Here is a 14,054-nt window from a genome sequence, read left to right as displayed (position 1 = left end):
GAGGAGGACAGCATGACCCGCGAACTCCATCTCTCCGTCGCCCTCGGCAGCGCCGGACCCCGGCCCGCCGCCCACTGGACCGGGCTCGTCCAGCTCGCCGAACTCGGCGCGCTCGACTTCGTCACCCTCGACGACTCCCTCGACCCGGCCGACGCCGACGGCCGCCTCGACGCCGTCGCCGTACTGGCGTATGCCGCCGCCCGCACGAGTCGCATCGGCCTGATCCCCGCGGTCACCACCACCCACACCGAGCCCTTCCACACCTCCACTGCCCTCGCCACCCTGGACTTCGTCAGCCAGGGCCGCGCGGGCTGGCTGGTCGACGTCTCCACCACCGAGGAAGCGGCCCGCGCCGTCGGCCGCCGCGACCCCGCGCCCGACGCCGAGCTATGGGCGGAGGCGGCCGACGCCGCCGAGGTCGCCGCCCGGCTCTGGGACAGCTGGGAGGACGACGCCGAGATACGGGACGCCGACACCGGCCGCTTCATCGACCGCGACAAGCTGCACTACACCGACTTCGAGGGGCCGCGCTTCTCGGTCCGGGGACCGTCCATCGTGCCCCGGCCGCCCCAGGGACAGCCGCCCATTGCCGTCGTACTCGACGCTCAAGGGCGAGACGTGCGCTGGGAGTTGGCCGCCCGCCACGCCGAGATCGTGCTGCTGGACGCGGACAGCCCGGCCACCGCCCGCGAGGCCCGCACCGAACTGCTGAGGCGTGCCGACCGGGATGACCTGCGAGTACTGATACGGGTCACCGAAAGCCCGGACGGGCTCGCGGAGTTGCTCGCCGACTGGCACGCCGAGGCCGGTACGGACGGCTTCCACCTCGCCCTCACCGACCCCACGGAGGAACTGCCCGCCGTGATCCACGACGTCGTACCCGCGCTGCGCGCCCGCGGCCTGTTCCGCGCCACCCACGCCGGCCACACCCTGCGCGACCACCTCGGCCTCGCCCGCCCCGCCAACCGCTATGCCGTACGGACGGGAGCCACACGATGAGTTCACCAACTCCCGCCGGACGCAAGCAGATCCACCTCGCCGCACACTTCCCCGGCGTCAACAGCATCACCGTGTGGCGGGACCCCGACTCGCGCAGCCAGATCGACTTCGCCTCCTTCCAGCACCTGGCCCGCACCGCCGAACGCGGCCGGTTCGACTTCTTCTTCCTCGCCGAGGGGCTGCGGCTGCGTGAACGCAAGGGCCGCATCCACGACTTGGACGTGGTCGGCCGTCCCGAGTCGCTGACGGTGCTGAACGCGCTCGCCGCCGTCACCGAGCACCTCGGACTCGCCGCCACCGTCAACGCCACGTTCAACGAGCCGTATGAACTCGCCCGCAGATTCGCCTCGTTGGACCACCTCTCCGGCGGCCGGGCCGCGTGGAACATCGTCACCTCCTCCGACGCGTTCACCGGCGAGAACTTCCGGCGCGGCGGCTATCTCGACCGCGACGACCGCTACCTGCGCGCCGCCGAGTTCGTGGAGGTGGCCCGCGCCCTGTGGGACTCCTGGCCCAGCGGCGGCACCCCGCGCACCGTGCGGCACAGCGGGCCCCAGTTCGACATCACCGCCCGAGCCACGCTGCCCCACTCGCCCCAGCTGCACCCCGTCCTCATCCAGGCCGGGGACTCCGACGAGGGCCGCGAGTTCGCCGCACGCACCGCCGACATCGTCTTCAGCCGACACAGCACCCTGGAGGCGGGCCGCGTCTTCCACGCCGACGTCAAGGGACGCCTGGCCCGGTACGGGCGCACCCCGGACCAGCTGAAGATCATGCCCGCCGCGACCGTCGTCCTCGGCGACAGCGAGGCCGACGCACAGGAACGCGCCGCGCACATCCGGCGTCAGCAGGTCAGCCCGCAGACCGCCATCGCCACGCTGGAGAACGTCTGGGGCCGCGACCTCACCGGCCACGACCCCGACGGTCCCCTCCCGGACATCGAACCGGTGCCCGACGGCGAACTCGCCCAGGGCTGGGCCCACATGGCCGACCGGTTCGGCATCGCCGCCCGCTGGCGGGCCCTCGCGGAGGAGAAGCACCTCTCCATCCGCGAGCTGGCCATCGAACTCACCGCCCGCCAGTCCTTCATCGGCACCCCCGGCTCGGTCGCCGCCGCCATGGACGAACACGTCCAGACCGACGCGGCCGACGGCTTCATCCTCGTACCCCATCTCACCCCGGGCGGTCTTGACGAGTTCGTCGACCGGGTCGTCCCGCTGCTCCAGGAACGAGGGGTCCTGCGCACCGAGTACCAGGGCCCCACCCTGCGCGACCACCTCGGCCTCGGCCGCCCCGCACCGCGTAAGGAGGAGTCCGCATGAGGTTCCAGGTCCTCACCATCGGCGGCCACGCCCCGCACCCCCTGACCGGCGAACAGCCCTCTGCCGCAGACCGGTTGACCGAGATCGTGGAAACCGGTGTCGCCGCCGAGGAGCTGGGCTTCGACGCGTACGCCATCGGGGAGCGGCACGCTGGACCCTTCCTGTCCTCCAGCCCCACCGTGCTGCTCGGCGCGCTCGCCGCCCGCACCTCCCGCATCCGGCTGCTCACCGGCGTCACGGTGCTCGCCATCCTCGACCCCGTACGGGTCGCCGAGGACTACGCCAGCCTCCACCAGCTCTCCCGCGGCCGCCTCGAACTCGTCATCGGCAAGGGCGCCGAGGCCGGCCACTTCGACCTCTTCGGCCTCGACGAGGGCCTCCAGTGGGACTACCAGGCCGAGAAGTACGAGCTGCTGCGCAGGCTCTGGCGCGAGGAGGACGTCACCTGGCAGGGCAAGTTCCGCCCGCCCCTGACCGGCGTCACCACCCTCCCGCGCCCGTACGAGGGCCGCCCGCCCCGCGTCTGGCACGGCTCCGCGACCAGCCTCAACTCCCCAGAGCTGGCCGCCCGATACGGGGACCCGCTGTTCAGCGCCAACGCCATCCAGCCCCGCGAGGCGTACACCCGGCTCATCGACCACTACCGGGAACGCTTCGCCGCCCACGGCCACGATCCGGCCGGCGCCTACGTCGGCGCGGGCTCCGGCGGCCTGTTCATCGCCCGCACCACCCAGCAGGCCGTCGCCGAGTTCAAGGACTTCTACGAGGCCCGCGTCCGCCAGTCGTACAAGCCCCATCTGGCGGGCAAGCCCGGCTACAACACGCCGTTCCGCACCGTCGAGGAGGCCATCGCGGACGGGCCCCACCTCATCGGCAGCCCGCAGCAGGTCATCGACAAGATCCTCGGCTTCCACGCGGCCTACCGCCACGACCTCCAGTCCGTCACCGTCGACGGCTCCGGCCTCTCCCTGCCCCGGCAGATCGACCAACTCCGTTGGTTCGCCGAGGAGATCGCACCCGTGGTGCGGACAGAAGCGCCCACCACCCTGTGGCAGCAGGCGTAGGGGGCTGTCGTAGCGAGACACCCCCTGACCCCCGCCCACCGAACCCCGCTTGAAAGGTCCCCCCATGGCAACCGTCCTGTCCATCTCCGGCAGCCCCTCCGCCACCTCCCGCACCGGCCGTCTGCTGCGCCACCTGGACGAGCGGCTGAGCCGTCAGGGACACCAGGTGGTCCCGCTGGACGTGCGCGGGCTGCCCGCCGAGGCGCTGCTCGGTGCCGATGTGCGCCATCCGGCGATCGCGGCCGCCGCCGAGCTGGTCGACCGGGCCGACGGCGTCGTGATCGGCACCCCCGTGTACAAGGCCGCGTACTCCGGGCTGCTCAAGTCCTTCCTCGACCTGCTCCCGCAGTACGCGCTCACCGGCAAGACGGTGTTGCCGCTCGCCACCGGTGGCACCACGGCCCATGTGCTCGCCATCGACTACGCGCTGCGGCCGGTGCTCAGCTCCATGGGTGCCGCCCATATAGTCCAGGGCTGGTTCACCCTCGACAAGGACATAGTGGTGCGTGAGGACGGCAGCCTCGCCGTCGCCCCCGGCACCGCCGAGGCGCTGGCCCAGATCACCGACCAGTTCTCCGTCGCGCTCGGCGGCCGCACCCTGCTGGCCGCGACCGGGTGACGGGTCCGCGCCCACGTAGTCGGCGCCCACATGGTCCGCGCCCACACGGTGCGCGCCCACACGGTCCGCGTCCGCTCAGCCCTTGCCCGCCAGCTCGCCGGTGAGCGTGCCGTGCAGACGGGCGCTGCGTTCGTCCAGGCCACTGATCTCGACCGTCTTGCCGTGCTCGGCGTACCGCGCCTCGACGGCGTCCAGCGCGGCGACGGACGAGGCGTCCCACATGTGGGCGGCCGACATGTCGATCACCACCCGGCCGGGGTCGGTGGCGTAGGCGAAACGGTGTGCCAGGCCGTCCGCCGAGGCGAAGAACAGGTTGCCGGTGATCCGGTACACCACTGTCGAGCCGTCCGGGTCCAGGACCGAGGTGACCTCGGCGGACCGGGCGACCCGGCGGGCGAACACCCCCAGGGCGACCAGCGAGCCCACCACCACACCGATCGCCAGGTTCTGGGTGGCCACCACGACCACCACCGTGAGCACCATGACCAAGATCTCCCCGGCAGGCATCCGCCGTAGCGTGCGCGGCGCGACCGAGTGCCAGTCGAAGGTGGCCACGGACACCATCACCATCACGGCGACCAGCGCGGCCATCGGGATCTTCGACACCGCGGGCCCGAACACGATGCACAACACCATCAGGAACACCCCGGCCAGGAACGTCGACAGCCGGGTACGGGCACCCGACACCCGTACGTTGATCATGGTCTGGCCGATCATCGCGCAGCCGCCCATGCCGCCGAGGAACCCGGTCACGATGTTGGCGACGCCTTGCCCAACCGACTCACGCGTCTTGGAGGAGCGGGTGTCGGTGATGTCGTCCACCAGCCGCGCCGTCATCAGCGACTCCATCAGGCCGACCAGCGCCATGGCCAGCGCGTAGGGCGCGATCGTGGTCAGCGTGGCCAGGGTGAACGGCACGTCCGGCAGCCCCGGCACCGGCAGCGCCGAGGGCAGCGCGCCCCGGTCGCCCACGGTGGGAACCGCGATGCCCGCCGCCACGGTGACCGCGGTCAGCGCCACGATCGACACCAGCGGCGCCGGAACCGCCCGCGTCACCTTCGGGAAGAGCACCAGCAACGCCACCCCGCCCGCGAACAGCGGATACACCGGCCACGGCACCCCGGTCAGCTCCCGGAGCTGGGTGAGGAAGATCAGCACGGCCAGCGCGTTCACGAAGCCGACCATCACACCCCGCGGCACGAACCGCAGCAGCCGCGCCACCCCCAACGCGCCCAGCACGATCTGGAGGACACCCGCCAGGATCACCGTGGCGATCAGATACCCGAAGCCGTGCTCCCGGTTCATCGGGGCGATGACCAGGGCCACCGCGCCGGTCGCCGCGGAGATCATCGCCGGGCGCCCGCCCACGAACGCGATGGTCACCGCCATGGTGAACGACGCGAACAGCCCGATCGCCGGGTCCACCCCGGCGATCACCGAGAACGAGATCGCCTCCGGGATCAGCGCGAGAGCGACCACCAGACCGCCCAGCACCTCGGTGCGCAGCACCCTCGGGTCGGACAGCCAGGACGGGCGGCGGAGACGGCGCGAGGGAGCGGAGGTGGTCAAGACGAGGGGTACCTGTCGGGCTCGGGCGCACCCGGTACGGCTCCCGGGCACAAAGGCGCCAGCCTACCCCGGCGCCGCCTCCGGGCTCGGTCCGGCGAACCTGCGGACCCGCTCCGACCGGGGCATGATGGGTGGACCGACGCCATCCCCGGACCCCGAAGGCGGTGCCGACATGCCCGCAGCCACCCTCGCCGAGGTCGTCCACCAGGCCGGCTGGAAGGTCATCCCGCTCGACCTCGCCGGCGTCACGGACCAGGCCGGATTCATGGACCGCGCCACCAAGGCCCTCGACCTGCCCGAGTTCGCCGGACGCAACTGGCAGGCGTTCCAGGACGCCTGCGGCGACATCGGCTGGGGCCCCGAGGTGGCGGGCCGCCTCCTCGTCGTCCTCGGCTGGCGCGACTACGCCAAGGCCCAGCCCGAGCAGTGGGAGAGCGCCCAGCAGGTCCTCGAATCGGTCGCCGGACGCCAGCAGAAGTACGACTCCACGCTCGCGGTCGTCCTCACCCTCGTCTGAGACTCACTCCCCGGCAGGCGTGGGCCCGGCCGCCAACCGCAGCGTCACGGCGGCCACCGCGCCCGCGACCAGCCCCCAGAGCAACGCGGCCGGGAGGCCGACGCCCAGGTTGGTGACGAGGTACCGCAGTCCCCACTTGGGGCCGCCGTCGATGGTCGCCGCCCGCAGCAGTTGTCCGGCCCCGAGCCCGACGACGGTCGCGCAGACCGTACCGACCGCCATCGCCGGAACCGTGGCCCTGGTGAGCAGGCCGGGCAGCAGCCGGAGCGCCCACCACACCACCGCGAGCACCAGCACGTCGCACAGCCGGGCGAGCAGCCAGTCGACGACCGGTGTGCCCGAAGGGCCCGACCAGGCGCCGAGCAGCAGCAACTCCCGCAGCAGCTCACCCGGTTCGGAGAAGAACCCCCCGCCGTACGGCGCCGTCTGGATCGCGGCGGCGACCCCCTGGTACGACAGCACCAGCAGCGACAGCGCGATCACCGCCGTACCGGCCGTGGCCGCCCATCGCGCGGCACGCGCCGGGACCTCACGCCGAGGCAGCGGGCCCGCACCCTTGGCGGCGGCGCGCGCCACCAGTACCGTCGCGGCCGCCGCGACCAGCCCGGCCACCACCGCGAGTTCGCGCCCCTGGGTCATCACGCCCGACAGATTGGGCAGGAAGCGATAGCTGCCGTGCCCGTACGCGGCGATCTGCCACGGCGCCGACAGCGTCACCGCGAGCATGGCGGACACCTGCCCCCAGGCCCACAGCGCGAGCAGCGCGGCGGGCCCCCGCCCCGCGACCGGCGGCAGCCACCGCGTCAGCGGCAGCGCCCCCACGGTGAAGAACACCAAGAGCGCTCCGAACCGGATCTGCATCGCGGTGTGGAACAGGTCGAGGTGGGGCGTGCCGTCGCTGCCCTGCGGATACTGGGCGGGCGCGGACGGGTCGTACGCCCAGGGGGTGAGCCACCGCTCCAGATCGGCCACCGCCTCCCCGCCCAGCAGATCGCCGCTCCCCGGCAGGTGCAGCGCCTCCATGCTCGCCCCCGCCCACCACAGCAACGCCGTCAGCAGCAGCCCGCCGACCAGCGCCGGTATCGCCGCACGTCCCCAAGTCATCTTCCGTCCCCCGCAGTTGTCGCACGTTCGCGTACACCGATCAGGCGGGAGCGTACGGGGCGTTGATCACGTACGGATCACGGGGAATGATTTCTTCTGATCGAGACGGACTGTTTTCTTTTCCCTCTGCAGTGGAAATTCACCGGCTTTATCGATCGGGCGTACGACGCCTCATACCAGAGCGGGACGCAGGCCGGGAGACTTTGTCAACTGCCCGCCGCACCTACCGCAGAGGCAACTAACGTGAATTCCCGTCGGACACATCAGGGCCCCTTTTCTTTCCCCTTCTTTCTTTCCGACACCAGGCCCGACGGACCAGTACGAGGACGCAGATGTCTCACCTCCGCGCACCGGCCGCCCGTGCCGACCGCCGAGAGGGCGGCCGACACGGGAGACCGGTCGCCCGACCCGCTCCCGCACTGCCCGAGACGCTCCTACGGCCCCAGCTCATGCGGCTCGCCGTACTCCCGCCCGTCGCGGTCGCCCTCGCCGCCACCGCGGCCGTCGTCTTCACCGTCCGCGCCGACGGCACCCACACCAGCCTCGCTCTCTGGGCGATGCTCGCCGCCGCCGTCGTGGTCGCCGGGGCCGCGATCGCCGTCGCCGCCGTCGCCGCCGATCGCGCCGCCCGGTCCGTCGGCGACCGCGTCGGCGCGCTGCGCCGCAACGCCGCCCGAGGCGAGGCCGACCTGCGCGCCCTGGTCGACGGGCTACGCCGGGGCGACGCACCGCCACGCGGCAAACCCCGGCGCCGACCACCCGAGGACGCCGACGACTTCGAACTCCTCGCCGCCGACCTGGCCCGCGCGCACGACGGCGCCGTCACCGCCGTCGTCCGCGCGGCCCAACTCTCCAGCCAGGCCGCCAACGAACAGAAACTCGAGGTCTTCGTCAACCTCGCCCGACGACTCCAGTCCCTGGTGCACCGGGAGATCTCCATCCTCGACGAGCTGGAGAACGAGATCGAGGACCCCGACCTGCTCAAGGGCCTCTTCCACGTCGACCACCTCGCCACCCGCATCCGCCGCCACGCCGAGAACCTCGCCGTGCTCGGCGGCGCCGTCTCCCGGCGCCAGTGGAGCAACCCGGTCGACATGACCGAGGTGTTGCGCTCCGCCATCGCCGAGGTCGAACAGTACTCACGGGTCAAACTCGTCCCGCCCATCGAGGGCGAACTGCGCGGCCACGCCGTCGCCGACGTCATCCACCTCCTCGCCGAACTCGTCGAGAACGCCACGGTGTTCTCCGCCCCGCAGACCCAAGTCCTGCTCCGCGCCAACCTGGTGACCTCCGGGCTCGCCATCGAGGTCGAGGACCGCGGACTCGGCATGCCGGTCGAGGAACAGCACCGGATGAACGCCCTCCTCGCCGACCCCGACCAGGTCAACGTCGCCAGCCTGCTGGCCGACGGCCGCATCGGGCTGTACGTCGTCTCCCAACTGGCCCGTCGGCACGGGATCTCGGTACGCCTCCAGACCAACATCTACGGGGGCGTGCAGGCGGTACTCGTCGTGCCGCAGGGGTTGTTGGGGGCTTCGGCGGGGGGATTGCCGGGGGTCGAGGGGGCGGGGGCTGCGGCGGGGGCCGGTGCGGAGATCGCCGGCCCTCCGGCCGAGGTGGCTGGGGCGGTGGCAGCTGCTCCGAGTGCTCCTGCTCCCGCTCCGGCCACCGGGCGGCATCGGCAGGTGGCCCGGCGAGGGAGCGGGGACGCCGGTACCGGTACGGGGGCTGCGACGCCGCCTCCGTTGCCCATGCGCGGGGCTCAGGAGCAGCGGGCCAACCCCGCCGAAGCGGTGCCCGGCATCGGCGCCGGGGACCGGGCCGTCGTGGAGGCCAACGCGGGCACGCTGCCGACACCGCGAGCCGGTGCGGCGCCCCTGGGTACGGAAAGGCCCTCGCTGCCTCGTCGTCGTGCCCAGGAGCACATCGTTCCGCAGCTCCGGGGCGGGCCCGTACCGCGCCAGGACAACGATGTTGTCGTGGGCCACGACCCCGGTCTGATGGCCGCCTTCCAGCGCGGAATCGGGCTGGCGGAGTCCCAGCAGAGCCTGGAGGCGGCGGGGGAGGCGTTCGGGGAGCCGGTGCCTGGTGGTGAGGGAGTGCCTGCGGAGACGGCATACATGGAGGGCACCCAGGCGGAGCCTCCGCACATGGGTGCCGAGGACATGGTTTCCGCGCACATGGAGCCGGACCCCACGGTGTTGCCCGACATGGCGTTCGACCCCACGGCGTCTCTTCCCACAGAGCCCCACCACATGGCGGTGGACCACATGGCGGTGGACCACATGGATTCGGAGCACATGGAGTCGGACCACATGCCCCCCGGCCCCCTGGACAGGAGCGCGCCCCCCACATGACGTACACCCCCACCGCCCCCACACCCCCCACCGCTCCCGCAGCCCCCCGTACCCCAAGGAGTCGATCCACCATGGCCAGCGATGCGCCGACCGCCCACGCATCCGACCTCGACTGGCTGCTGAGCGGCCTCGTGCAGCGCGTACCGCACACCAGTAGTGCGGTGCTCCTGTCCTGCGACGGGCTGGTGAAGTCCGTGCACGGGCTGGACCCCGACAGCGCCGACCACATGGCCGCGCTCGCCTCCGGCCTGTACTCCCTCGGCCGCAGCGCGGGCGTCCGGTTCGGCGACGGAGGGGAGGTGCGGCAGGTCGTGGTCGAACTGGCTTCCACGCTGCTGTTCGTCGCCACCGCCGGTTCCGGTACCTGTCTCGCCGTGCTCGCCGGGCGCGAGGCCGACGCCGCCGTGCTGGGCTACGAGATGGCGATGCTGGTGAAGAGCGTCCGGCCGTACCTCGTCACCGCGCCCCGCCAGCCCGCCACCGACCCCACGGCGATGAGGCCGTGAGCGTGGCCGCCGTGGGCGACGAGCCCTGGCTCGACGACGCGGCCGGGCGGCTGGTGCGGCCGTTCACGGTCAGCGACGGCCGTACCGAACCCAGTGTCGCGCTGGACCTGATCTCCCAGGTGATGGCCACCGGAGTCACCCCGCTCGGCTATCTCGGCCCCGAGTACGCGCAGGCGCTCGACCTGTCCCGCGCGCCCGTCTCGGTGGCCGAGATGGCCGCGTACCTGCGGCTGCCCGCCGTGGTCACCAAAGTGCTGCTCTCGGACCTCGTCGACTGCGGGGCGCTGACCACCAAGCCGCCCGCCTTCCGCCACAACCCCACTGACCGGTCTCTGCTGGAGGCAGTGCTCGATGGACTACGACGACAGCTCTGACCCGTTCCCCACCGCGCTCAAGATCCTGGTGGCGGGCGGGTTCGGGGTGGGCAAGACCACCTTCGTGGGCGCGGTCAGCGAGATCGCGCCGCTCAGCACGGAGGAACTGCTCACCACGGTCGGCGCGGCCACCGACAACCTCGACGGCGTCGAGAACAAGGTCGAGACGACCGTCGCCATGGACTTCGGCCGCATCACCCTCGACCCCCGGCACGTCCTCTACCTGTTCGGCACGCCCGGCCAGGAACGGTTCTGGTTCATGTGGGACGAGCTGTCCGAGGGCGCGCTCGGCGCGGTCATCCTCGCCGACACCCGCCGCCTGGAGGAGTGCTTCCCCGCCGTCGACTTCTTCGAGGAACGCGGCGTCGCCTTCATCATCGCCGTCAACGAGTTCGACGGCGCCTTCCGCTACGACCCCGACGAGGTACGCGCCGCCCTCGATCTGAGCCCCGCCGTCCCGGTCGTGCCCTGCGACGCCCGTATCTCCAGTTCCGGCGTACAGACCCTGCTCACCCTCGTACGCCACCTCCTCGCCCACGTCCCGGCGCCCGCCCCCGTGCAGGGAGCCCCCGTCCAGGGAGTGCGGTCATGATGTACGAGCCGGTACGCCGGGTCCGGGGTCTGCTGCTCACCCCGGAGGACAAGGAAGCCCCGGCCCGCGCCTCCCGGCTGCGCCGCCTCGGCCTCGGGGAGCGCGCCGAGCCCGCGCTGGACGCCTTCGCCGACCATCTCGCCCAGGTCACCGGCGCGCCGTACGCCATGGTCAACTTCATCGGCGAGCAGCAGCAGTTCTTCGCGGGCCTGAGCGCGCCGCCCACCGGCCGCCTCACACGCGAGGACGTGGCACGCCGGGTACTGCCCCGCGAACATGGGTTCTGCCCACATGTGGTCGTCCGCCACAAGGCGCTGGTGCTGGAGGACGTCCGCGACTACCCCCGCTTCGCCGGCAACCCGATCGTCGACGACCTCGGCATCCGCTCCTATATGGGCGCCCCACTCATCGACAGCTCCGGCATGGTGCTCGGCACCGTGTGCGCCGCCGACACCGAGCCCCGTAGCTGGGGCAGGACCGGGCTTGAGGCCATCAAGGGGATGGCCGCCGAACTCGCCGTACGGATCGAACGGGCCGCCGACGACGGTCTACCCATCTGAACGAACGTAAATAAGAACGGAGTTGAGTCGAAGCCCCCGACGCGTGAAGGAAACCTGTGGCGCCGGTTAAGAAAAGCTCGATGGATTCCGGTCGGCGCATACGGCAGATTGCGGGGTGATTCCACCCCTCGGACCCGGTGCGGACGCCCAGGCGTGCCCGTACGGCCGGGCCTCACCCACAGGAGCCGTAGCGTTGAAGGCGCTGGTCAAGGAGAAGGCGGAGCCCGGTCTCCGGCTCATGGACGTGCCCGAGCCCGAAGTAGGTCCCGGTGACGTGCTCATCAAGGTCATGCGGACCGGTATCTGCGGCACCGACCTGCACATCCGCGCCTGGGACGGCTGGGCGCAGCAGGCGATCCGTACCCCCCTGATCGTCGGCCACGAGTTCGTCGGACAGGTCGTGTCCATGGGCCGCGACGTCACCGACATCCGGGTGGGTGACCGGGTCAGCGGCGAGGGCCACCTGGTGTGCGGCAAGTGCCGCAACTGCCTCGCAGGCCGCCGCCACCTGTGCCGTTCCACCATCGGCCTGGGCGTGGGCCGCGACGGCGCGTTCGCCGAGTACGTGGCGCTGCCCGCGGCCAACGTGTGGGTGCACCGGGTCCCCGTGGACCTCGACATCGCCGCCGTGTTCGACCCGTTCGGCAACGCAGTGCACACCGCGCTGTCCTTCCCGCTGGTCGGCGAGGACGTCCTGATCACCGGCGCGGGCCCGATCGGCCTGATGGCCGCGGCCGTCGCCCGGCACGCGGGCGCCCGCAACGTCGTCGTCACCGACGTCAGCGAGGAGCGCCTCGAACTGGCCCGCAAGATAGGGGTGAGCCTGGCACTGAACGTCTCGCGATCCTCGATCGCGGACGGTCAGCGGGAGCTGGGCCTGCGTGAGGGCTTCGACATCGGCCTGGAGATGTCCGGCCGCCCCGAGGCCATGCGCGACATGATCGCCAACATGACGCACGGCGGCCGCATCGCCATGCTGGGCCTGCCGTCGCAGGAGTTCCCGGTCGACTGGTCCCGGATCGTCACCTCGATGATCACCATCAAGGGCATCTACGGCCGCGAGATGTTCGAGACCTGGTACGCCATGTCGGTCCTCCTGGAGGGCGGCCTCGACCTCGCCCCCGTGATCACCGGCCGGTACGACTACCGCGACTACGAGGCGGCCTTCGAGGACGCGGCCAGCGGCAAGGGCGGGAAAATCATCCTCGACTGGACCGCATAACCCCCGTCAGCACCTTCGAAGGAGCCCCCATGTTCGACACCGTCCGCGACGACCTCCGCGCCACCCTCGACGAGATCCGCGCCGCCGGACTGCACAAGCCCGAGCGGGTCATCGGCACCCCGCAGTCCGCGACCGTCGAGGTCACCGAGGGCGGCCGCCCCGGTGAGGTCCTCAACTTCTGCGCCAACAACTACCTGGGCCTGGCCGACCACCCCGAGGTGATCGCCGCCGCCCACGAGGCGCTCGACCGCTGGGGCTACGGCATGGCCTCCGTGCGCTTCATCTGCGGCACCCAGGAGGTGCACAAGGAGCTGGAGGCCCGCCTCTCGGCGTTCCTCGGCCAGGAGGACACGATCCTCTACTCCTCCTGCTTCGACGCCAACGGCGGTGTCTTCGAGACCCTGCTCGGCGCGGAGGACGCGGTCATCTCCGACGCCCTCAACCACGCCTCCATCATCGACGGCATCCGCCTGTCCAAGGCCCGCCGCTTCCGCTACGCCAACCGCGACCTCGCCGACCTGGAGACCCAGCTCAAGGAGGCCACCGCGGGCGGCGCCCGGCGCAAGCTGATCGTCACCGACGGCGTCTTCTCCATGGACGGCTACGTCGCCCCGCTCGCCGAGATCTGCGACCTGGCCGACCGCTACGACGCGATGGTCATGGTCGACGACTCGCACGCCGTCGGCTTCGTGGGCCCCACCGGCCGCGGCACGCCCGAACTGCACGGCGTCATGGACCGCGTCGACATCATCACCGGCACCCTCGGCAAGGCCCTCGGCGGCGCCTCCGGCGGCTACGTCGCGGCCCGCGCCGAGATCGTCGCCCTGCTGCGCCAGCGTTCGCGCCCGTACCTGTTCTCCAACACCCTCGCCCCGGTGATCGCCGCCGCCTCCCTGAAGGTCCTCGACCTGCTGGAGTCCGCCGACGACCTGCGGGTGCGGCTCGCCGAGAACACCGCGCTGTTCCGCTCCCGCATGACCGAGGCCGGTTTCGACATCCTCCCCGGCGACCACGCCATCGCCCCGGTGATGATCGGCGACGCGTCCGAGGCGGGCCGCATGGCGGAGCTGCTGCTGGAGCGCGGGGTGTACGTGATCGGCTTCTCGTACCCGGTGGTCCCGCAGGGCAAGGCGCGCATCCGCGTCCAGCTGTCCGCCGCGCACTCCACCGAGGACGTGAACCGCGCCGTGGACGCCTTCATCGCGGCCCGCGCCGAGCTGGCGGGCTGACCTGCGCCGGAACAGGGCGG

General features: G+C 71.8%; 14 protein-coding genes. 12 read left to right on the top strand and 2 right to left on the bottom strand.

Annotated elements, in window-relative coordinates; translation table 11 throughout:
* Positions 1–12 precede the first annotated feature (12 nt).
* The 4 genes from ACI2LY_RS05000 to ssuE all read left to right on the top strand — a co-directional run bounded on the left by ACI2LY_RS05000 (position 13) and on the right by ssuE (position 4,004).
* Entirely contained in the window at positions 13–999 is a 987-nt protein-coding gene (locus ACI2LY_RS05000) for an LLM class flavin-dependent oxidoreductase (protein ID WP_404705909.1), read from the top strand.
* Complete coding sequence (locus ACI2LY_RS04995) at positions 996–2,321, top strand: NtaA/DmoA family FMN-dependent monooxygenase (RefSeq protein WP_404705908.1); 1,326 nt, start codon at positions 996–998, stop codon at positions 2,319–2,321. Before ACI2LY_RS05000 ends, ACI2LY_RS04995 begins: the two co-directional genes overlap by 4 nt.
* Positions 2,318–3,385 (top strand): LLM class flavin-dependent oxidoreductase, encoded by a 1,068-nt coding sequence (locus tag ACI2LY_RS04990; protein ID WP_404705907.1) that lies wholly within the window; start codon positions 2,318–2,320, stop codon positions 3,383–3,385. Before ACI2LY_RS04995 ends, ACI2LY_RS04990 begins: the two co-directional genes overlap by 4 nt.
* A gap of 64 nt (positions 3,386–3,449) precedes the next feature.
* On the top strand, positions 3,450–4,004 hold the full coding sequence (ssuE, locus tag ACI2LY_RS04985; RefSeq protein ID WP_389001673.1) for an NADPH-dependent FMN reductase: 555 nt from the start codon (positions 3,450–3,452) through the stop codon (positions 4,002–4,004).
* A gap of 75 nt (positions 4,005–4,079) precedes the next feature.
* Here ssuE and ACI2LY_RS04980 read toward each other — a convergent pair whose 3' ends face one another.
* Complete coding sequence (locus ACI2LY_RS04980) at positions 4,080–5,573, bottom strand: SulP family inorganic anion transporter (RefSeq protein ID WP_404705906.1); 1,494 nt, start codon at positions 5,571–5,573, stop codon at positions 4,080–4,082.
* 172 nt (positions 5,574–5,745) lie between these two features.
* On the opposite strand from ACI2LY_RS04980, the gene ACI2LY_RS04975 reads away from it, so the two are divergent.
* Positions 5,746–6,090: a barstar family protein gene (locus ACI2LY_RS04975; protein ID WP_161146586.1), complete on the top strand. Its 345-nt coding sequence runs from the start codon at positions 5,746–5,748 to the stop codon at positions 6,088–6,090.
* A 3-nt stretch (positions 6,091–6,093) separates the two neighbouring features.
* On the opposite strand, the gene ACI2LY_RS04970 is transcribed toward ACI2LY_RS04975, so the two are convergent.
* Positions 6,094–7,194 (bottom strand): hypothetical protein, encoded by a 1,101-nt coding sequence (locus ACI2LY_RS04970; protein ID WP_404705905.1) that lies wholly within the window; start codon positions 7,192–7,194, stop codon positions 6,094–6,096.
* A gap of 332 nt (positions 7,195–7,526) precedes the next feature.
* Here ACI2LY_RS04970 and ACI2LY_RS04965 point away from each other — a divergent pair, with 332 nt between their 5' ends.
* The 7 genes from ACI2LY_RS04965 (at position 7,527) to ACI2LY_RS04935 (ending at position 14,034) form a co-directional block, all read left to right on the top strand.
* Complete coding sequence (locus tag ACI2LY_RS04965) at positions 7,527–9,551, top strand: sensor histidine kinase (RefSeq protein ID WP_404705904.1); 2,025 nt, start codon at positions 7,527–7,529, stop codon at positions 9,549–9,551.
* A 71-nt stretch (positions 9,552–9,622) separates the two neighbouring features.
* Positions 9,623–10,057, top strand: a complete 435-nt coding sequence (locus tag ACI2LY_RS04960; protein ID WP_393911464.1) for a roadblock/LC7 domain-containing protein — start codon at positions 9,623–9,625, stop codon at positions 10,055–10,057.
* 2 nt (positions 10,058–10,059) lie between these two features.
* Complete coding sequence (locus ACI2LY_RS04955; RefSeq protein ID WP_404706480.1) at positions 10,060–10,431, top strand: DUF742 domain-containing protein; 372 nt, start codon at positions 10,060–10,062, stop codon at positions 10,429–10,431.
* Positions 10,409–11,023, top strand: coding sequence for a GTP-binding protein (locus ACI2LY_RS04950; RefSeq protein ID WP_404705903.1), 615 nt, complete (start codon positions 10,409–10,411; stop codon positions 11,021–11,023). Before ACI2LY_RS04955 ends, ACI2LY_RS04950 begins: the two co-directional genes overlap by 23 nt.
* The gene (locus ACI2LY_RS04945) at positions 11,020–11,583 is read left to right on the top strand and encodes a GAF domain-containing protein (protein ID WP_404705902.1); all 564 of its coding nucleotides are present in this window, start codon (positions 11,020–11,022) and stop codon (positions 11,581–11,583) included. Before ACI2LY_RS04950 ends, ACI2LY_RS04945 begins: the two co-directional genes overlap by 4 nt.
* 193 nt (positions 11,584–11,776) lie before the next feature.
* Positions 11,777–12,805 carry an L-threonine 3-dehydrogenase gene (tdh, locus tag ACI2LY_RS04940; protein WP_389001652.1) on the top strand — a complete coding sequence of 343 codons (1,029 nt, stop codon included), beginning with the start codon at positions 11,777–11,779 and terminating at the stop codon, positions 12,803–12,805.
* 29 nt (positions 12,806–12,834) lie between these two features.
* Positions 12,835–14,034 carry a glycine C-acetyltransferase gene (locus ACI2LY_RS04935; protein WP_404705901.1) on the top strand — a complete coding sequence of 400 codons (1,200 nt, stop codon included), beginning with the start codon at positions 12,835–12,837 and terminating at the stop codon, positions 14,032–14,034.
* The last annotated feature ends 20 nt before the right edge of the window (positions 14,035–14,054 follow it).

The sequence above is a fragment of the Streptomyces sp. NPDC002176 genome, from assembly GCF_044903645.1.
GTDB lineage: Bacteria > Actinomycetota > Actinomycetes > Streptomycetales > Streptomycetaceae > Streptomyces.
This window is presented reverse-complemented; position numbering and strand designations above follow the sequence as displayed.

What these genes read in the sequence shown, in the direction of transcription:
- ACI2LY_RS05000 (WP_404705909.1), top strand. Translation starts at nt 13, where the DNA reads ATGACCCGCGAACTCCATCTCTCCGTCGCCCTCGGCAGCGCCGGACCC.
- ACI2LY_RS04995 (WP_404705908.1), top strand. Translation starts at nt 996, where the DNA reads ATGAGTTCACCAACTCCCGCCGGACGCAAGCAGATCCACCTCGCCGCA.
- ACI2LY_RS04990 (WP_404705907.1), top strand. Translation starts at nt 2,318, where the DNA reads ATGAGGTTCCAGGTCCTCACCATCGGCGGCCACGCCCCGCACCCCCTG.
- ssuE (WP_389001673.1), top strand. Translation starts at nt 3,450, where the DNA reads ATGGCAACCGTCCTGTCCATCTCCGGCAGCCCCTCCGCCACCTCCCGC.
- ACI2LY_RS04975 (WP_161146586.1), top strand. Translation starts at nt 5,746, where the DNA reads ATGCCCGCAGCCACCCTCGCCGAGGTCGTCCACCAGGCCGGCTGGAAG.
- ACI2LY_RS04970 (WP_404705905.1), bottom strand. Translation starts at nt 7,194, where the DNA reads ATGACTTGGGGACGTGCGGCGATACCGGCGCTGGTCGGCGGGCTGCTG.
- ACI2LY_RS04965 (WP_404705904.1), top strand. Translation starts at nt 7,527, where the DNA reads ATGTCTCACCTCCGCGCACCGGCCGCCCGTGCCGACCGCCGAGAGGGC.
- ACI2LY_RS04960 (WP_393911464.1), top strand. Translation starts at nt 9,623, where the DNA reads ATGGCCAGCGATGCGCCGACCGCCCACGCATCCGACCTCGACTGGCTG.
- ACI2LY_RS04950 (WP_404705903.1), top strand. Translation starts at nt 10,409, where the DNA reads ATGGACTACGACGACAGCTCTGACCCGTTCCCCACCGCGCTCAAGATC.
- ACI2LY_RS04945 (WP_404705902.1), top strand. Translation starts at nt 11,020, where the DNA reads ATGATGTACGAGCCGGTACGCCGGGTCCGGGGTCTGCTGCTCACCCCG.
- ACI2LY_RS04935 (WP_404705901.1), top strand. Translation starts at nt 12,835, where the DNA reads ATGTTCGACACCGTCCGCGACGACCTCCGCGCCACCCTCGACGAGATC.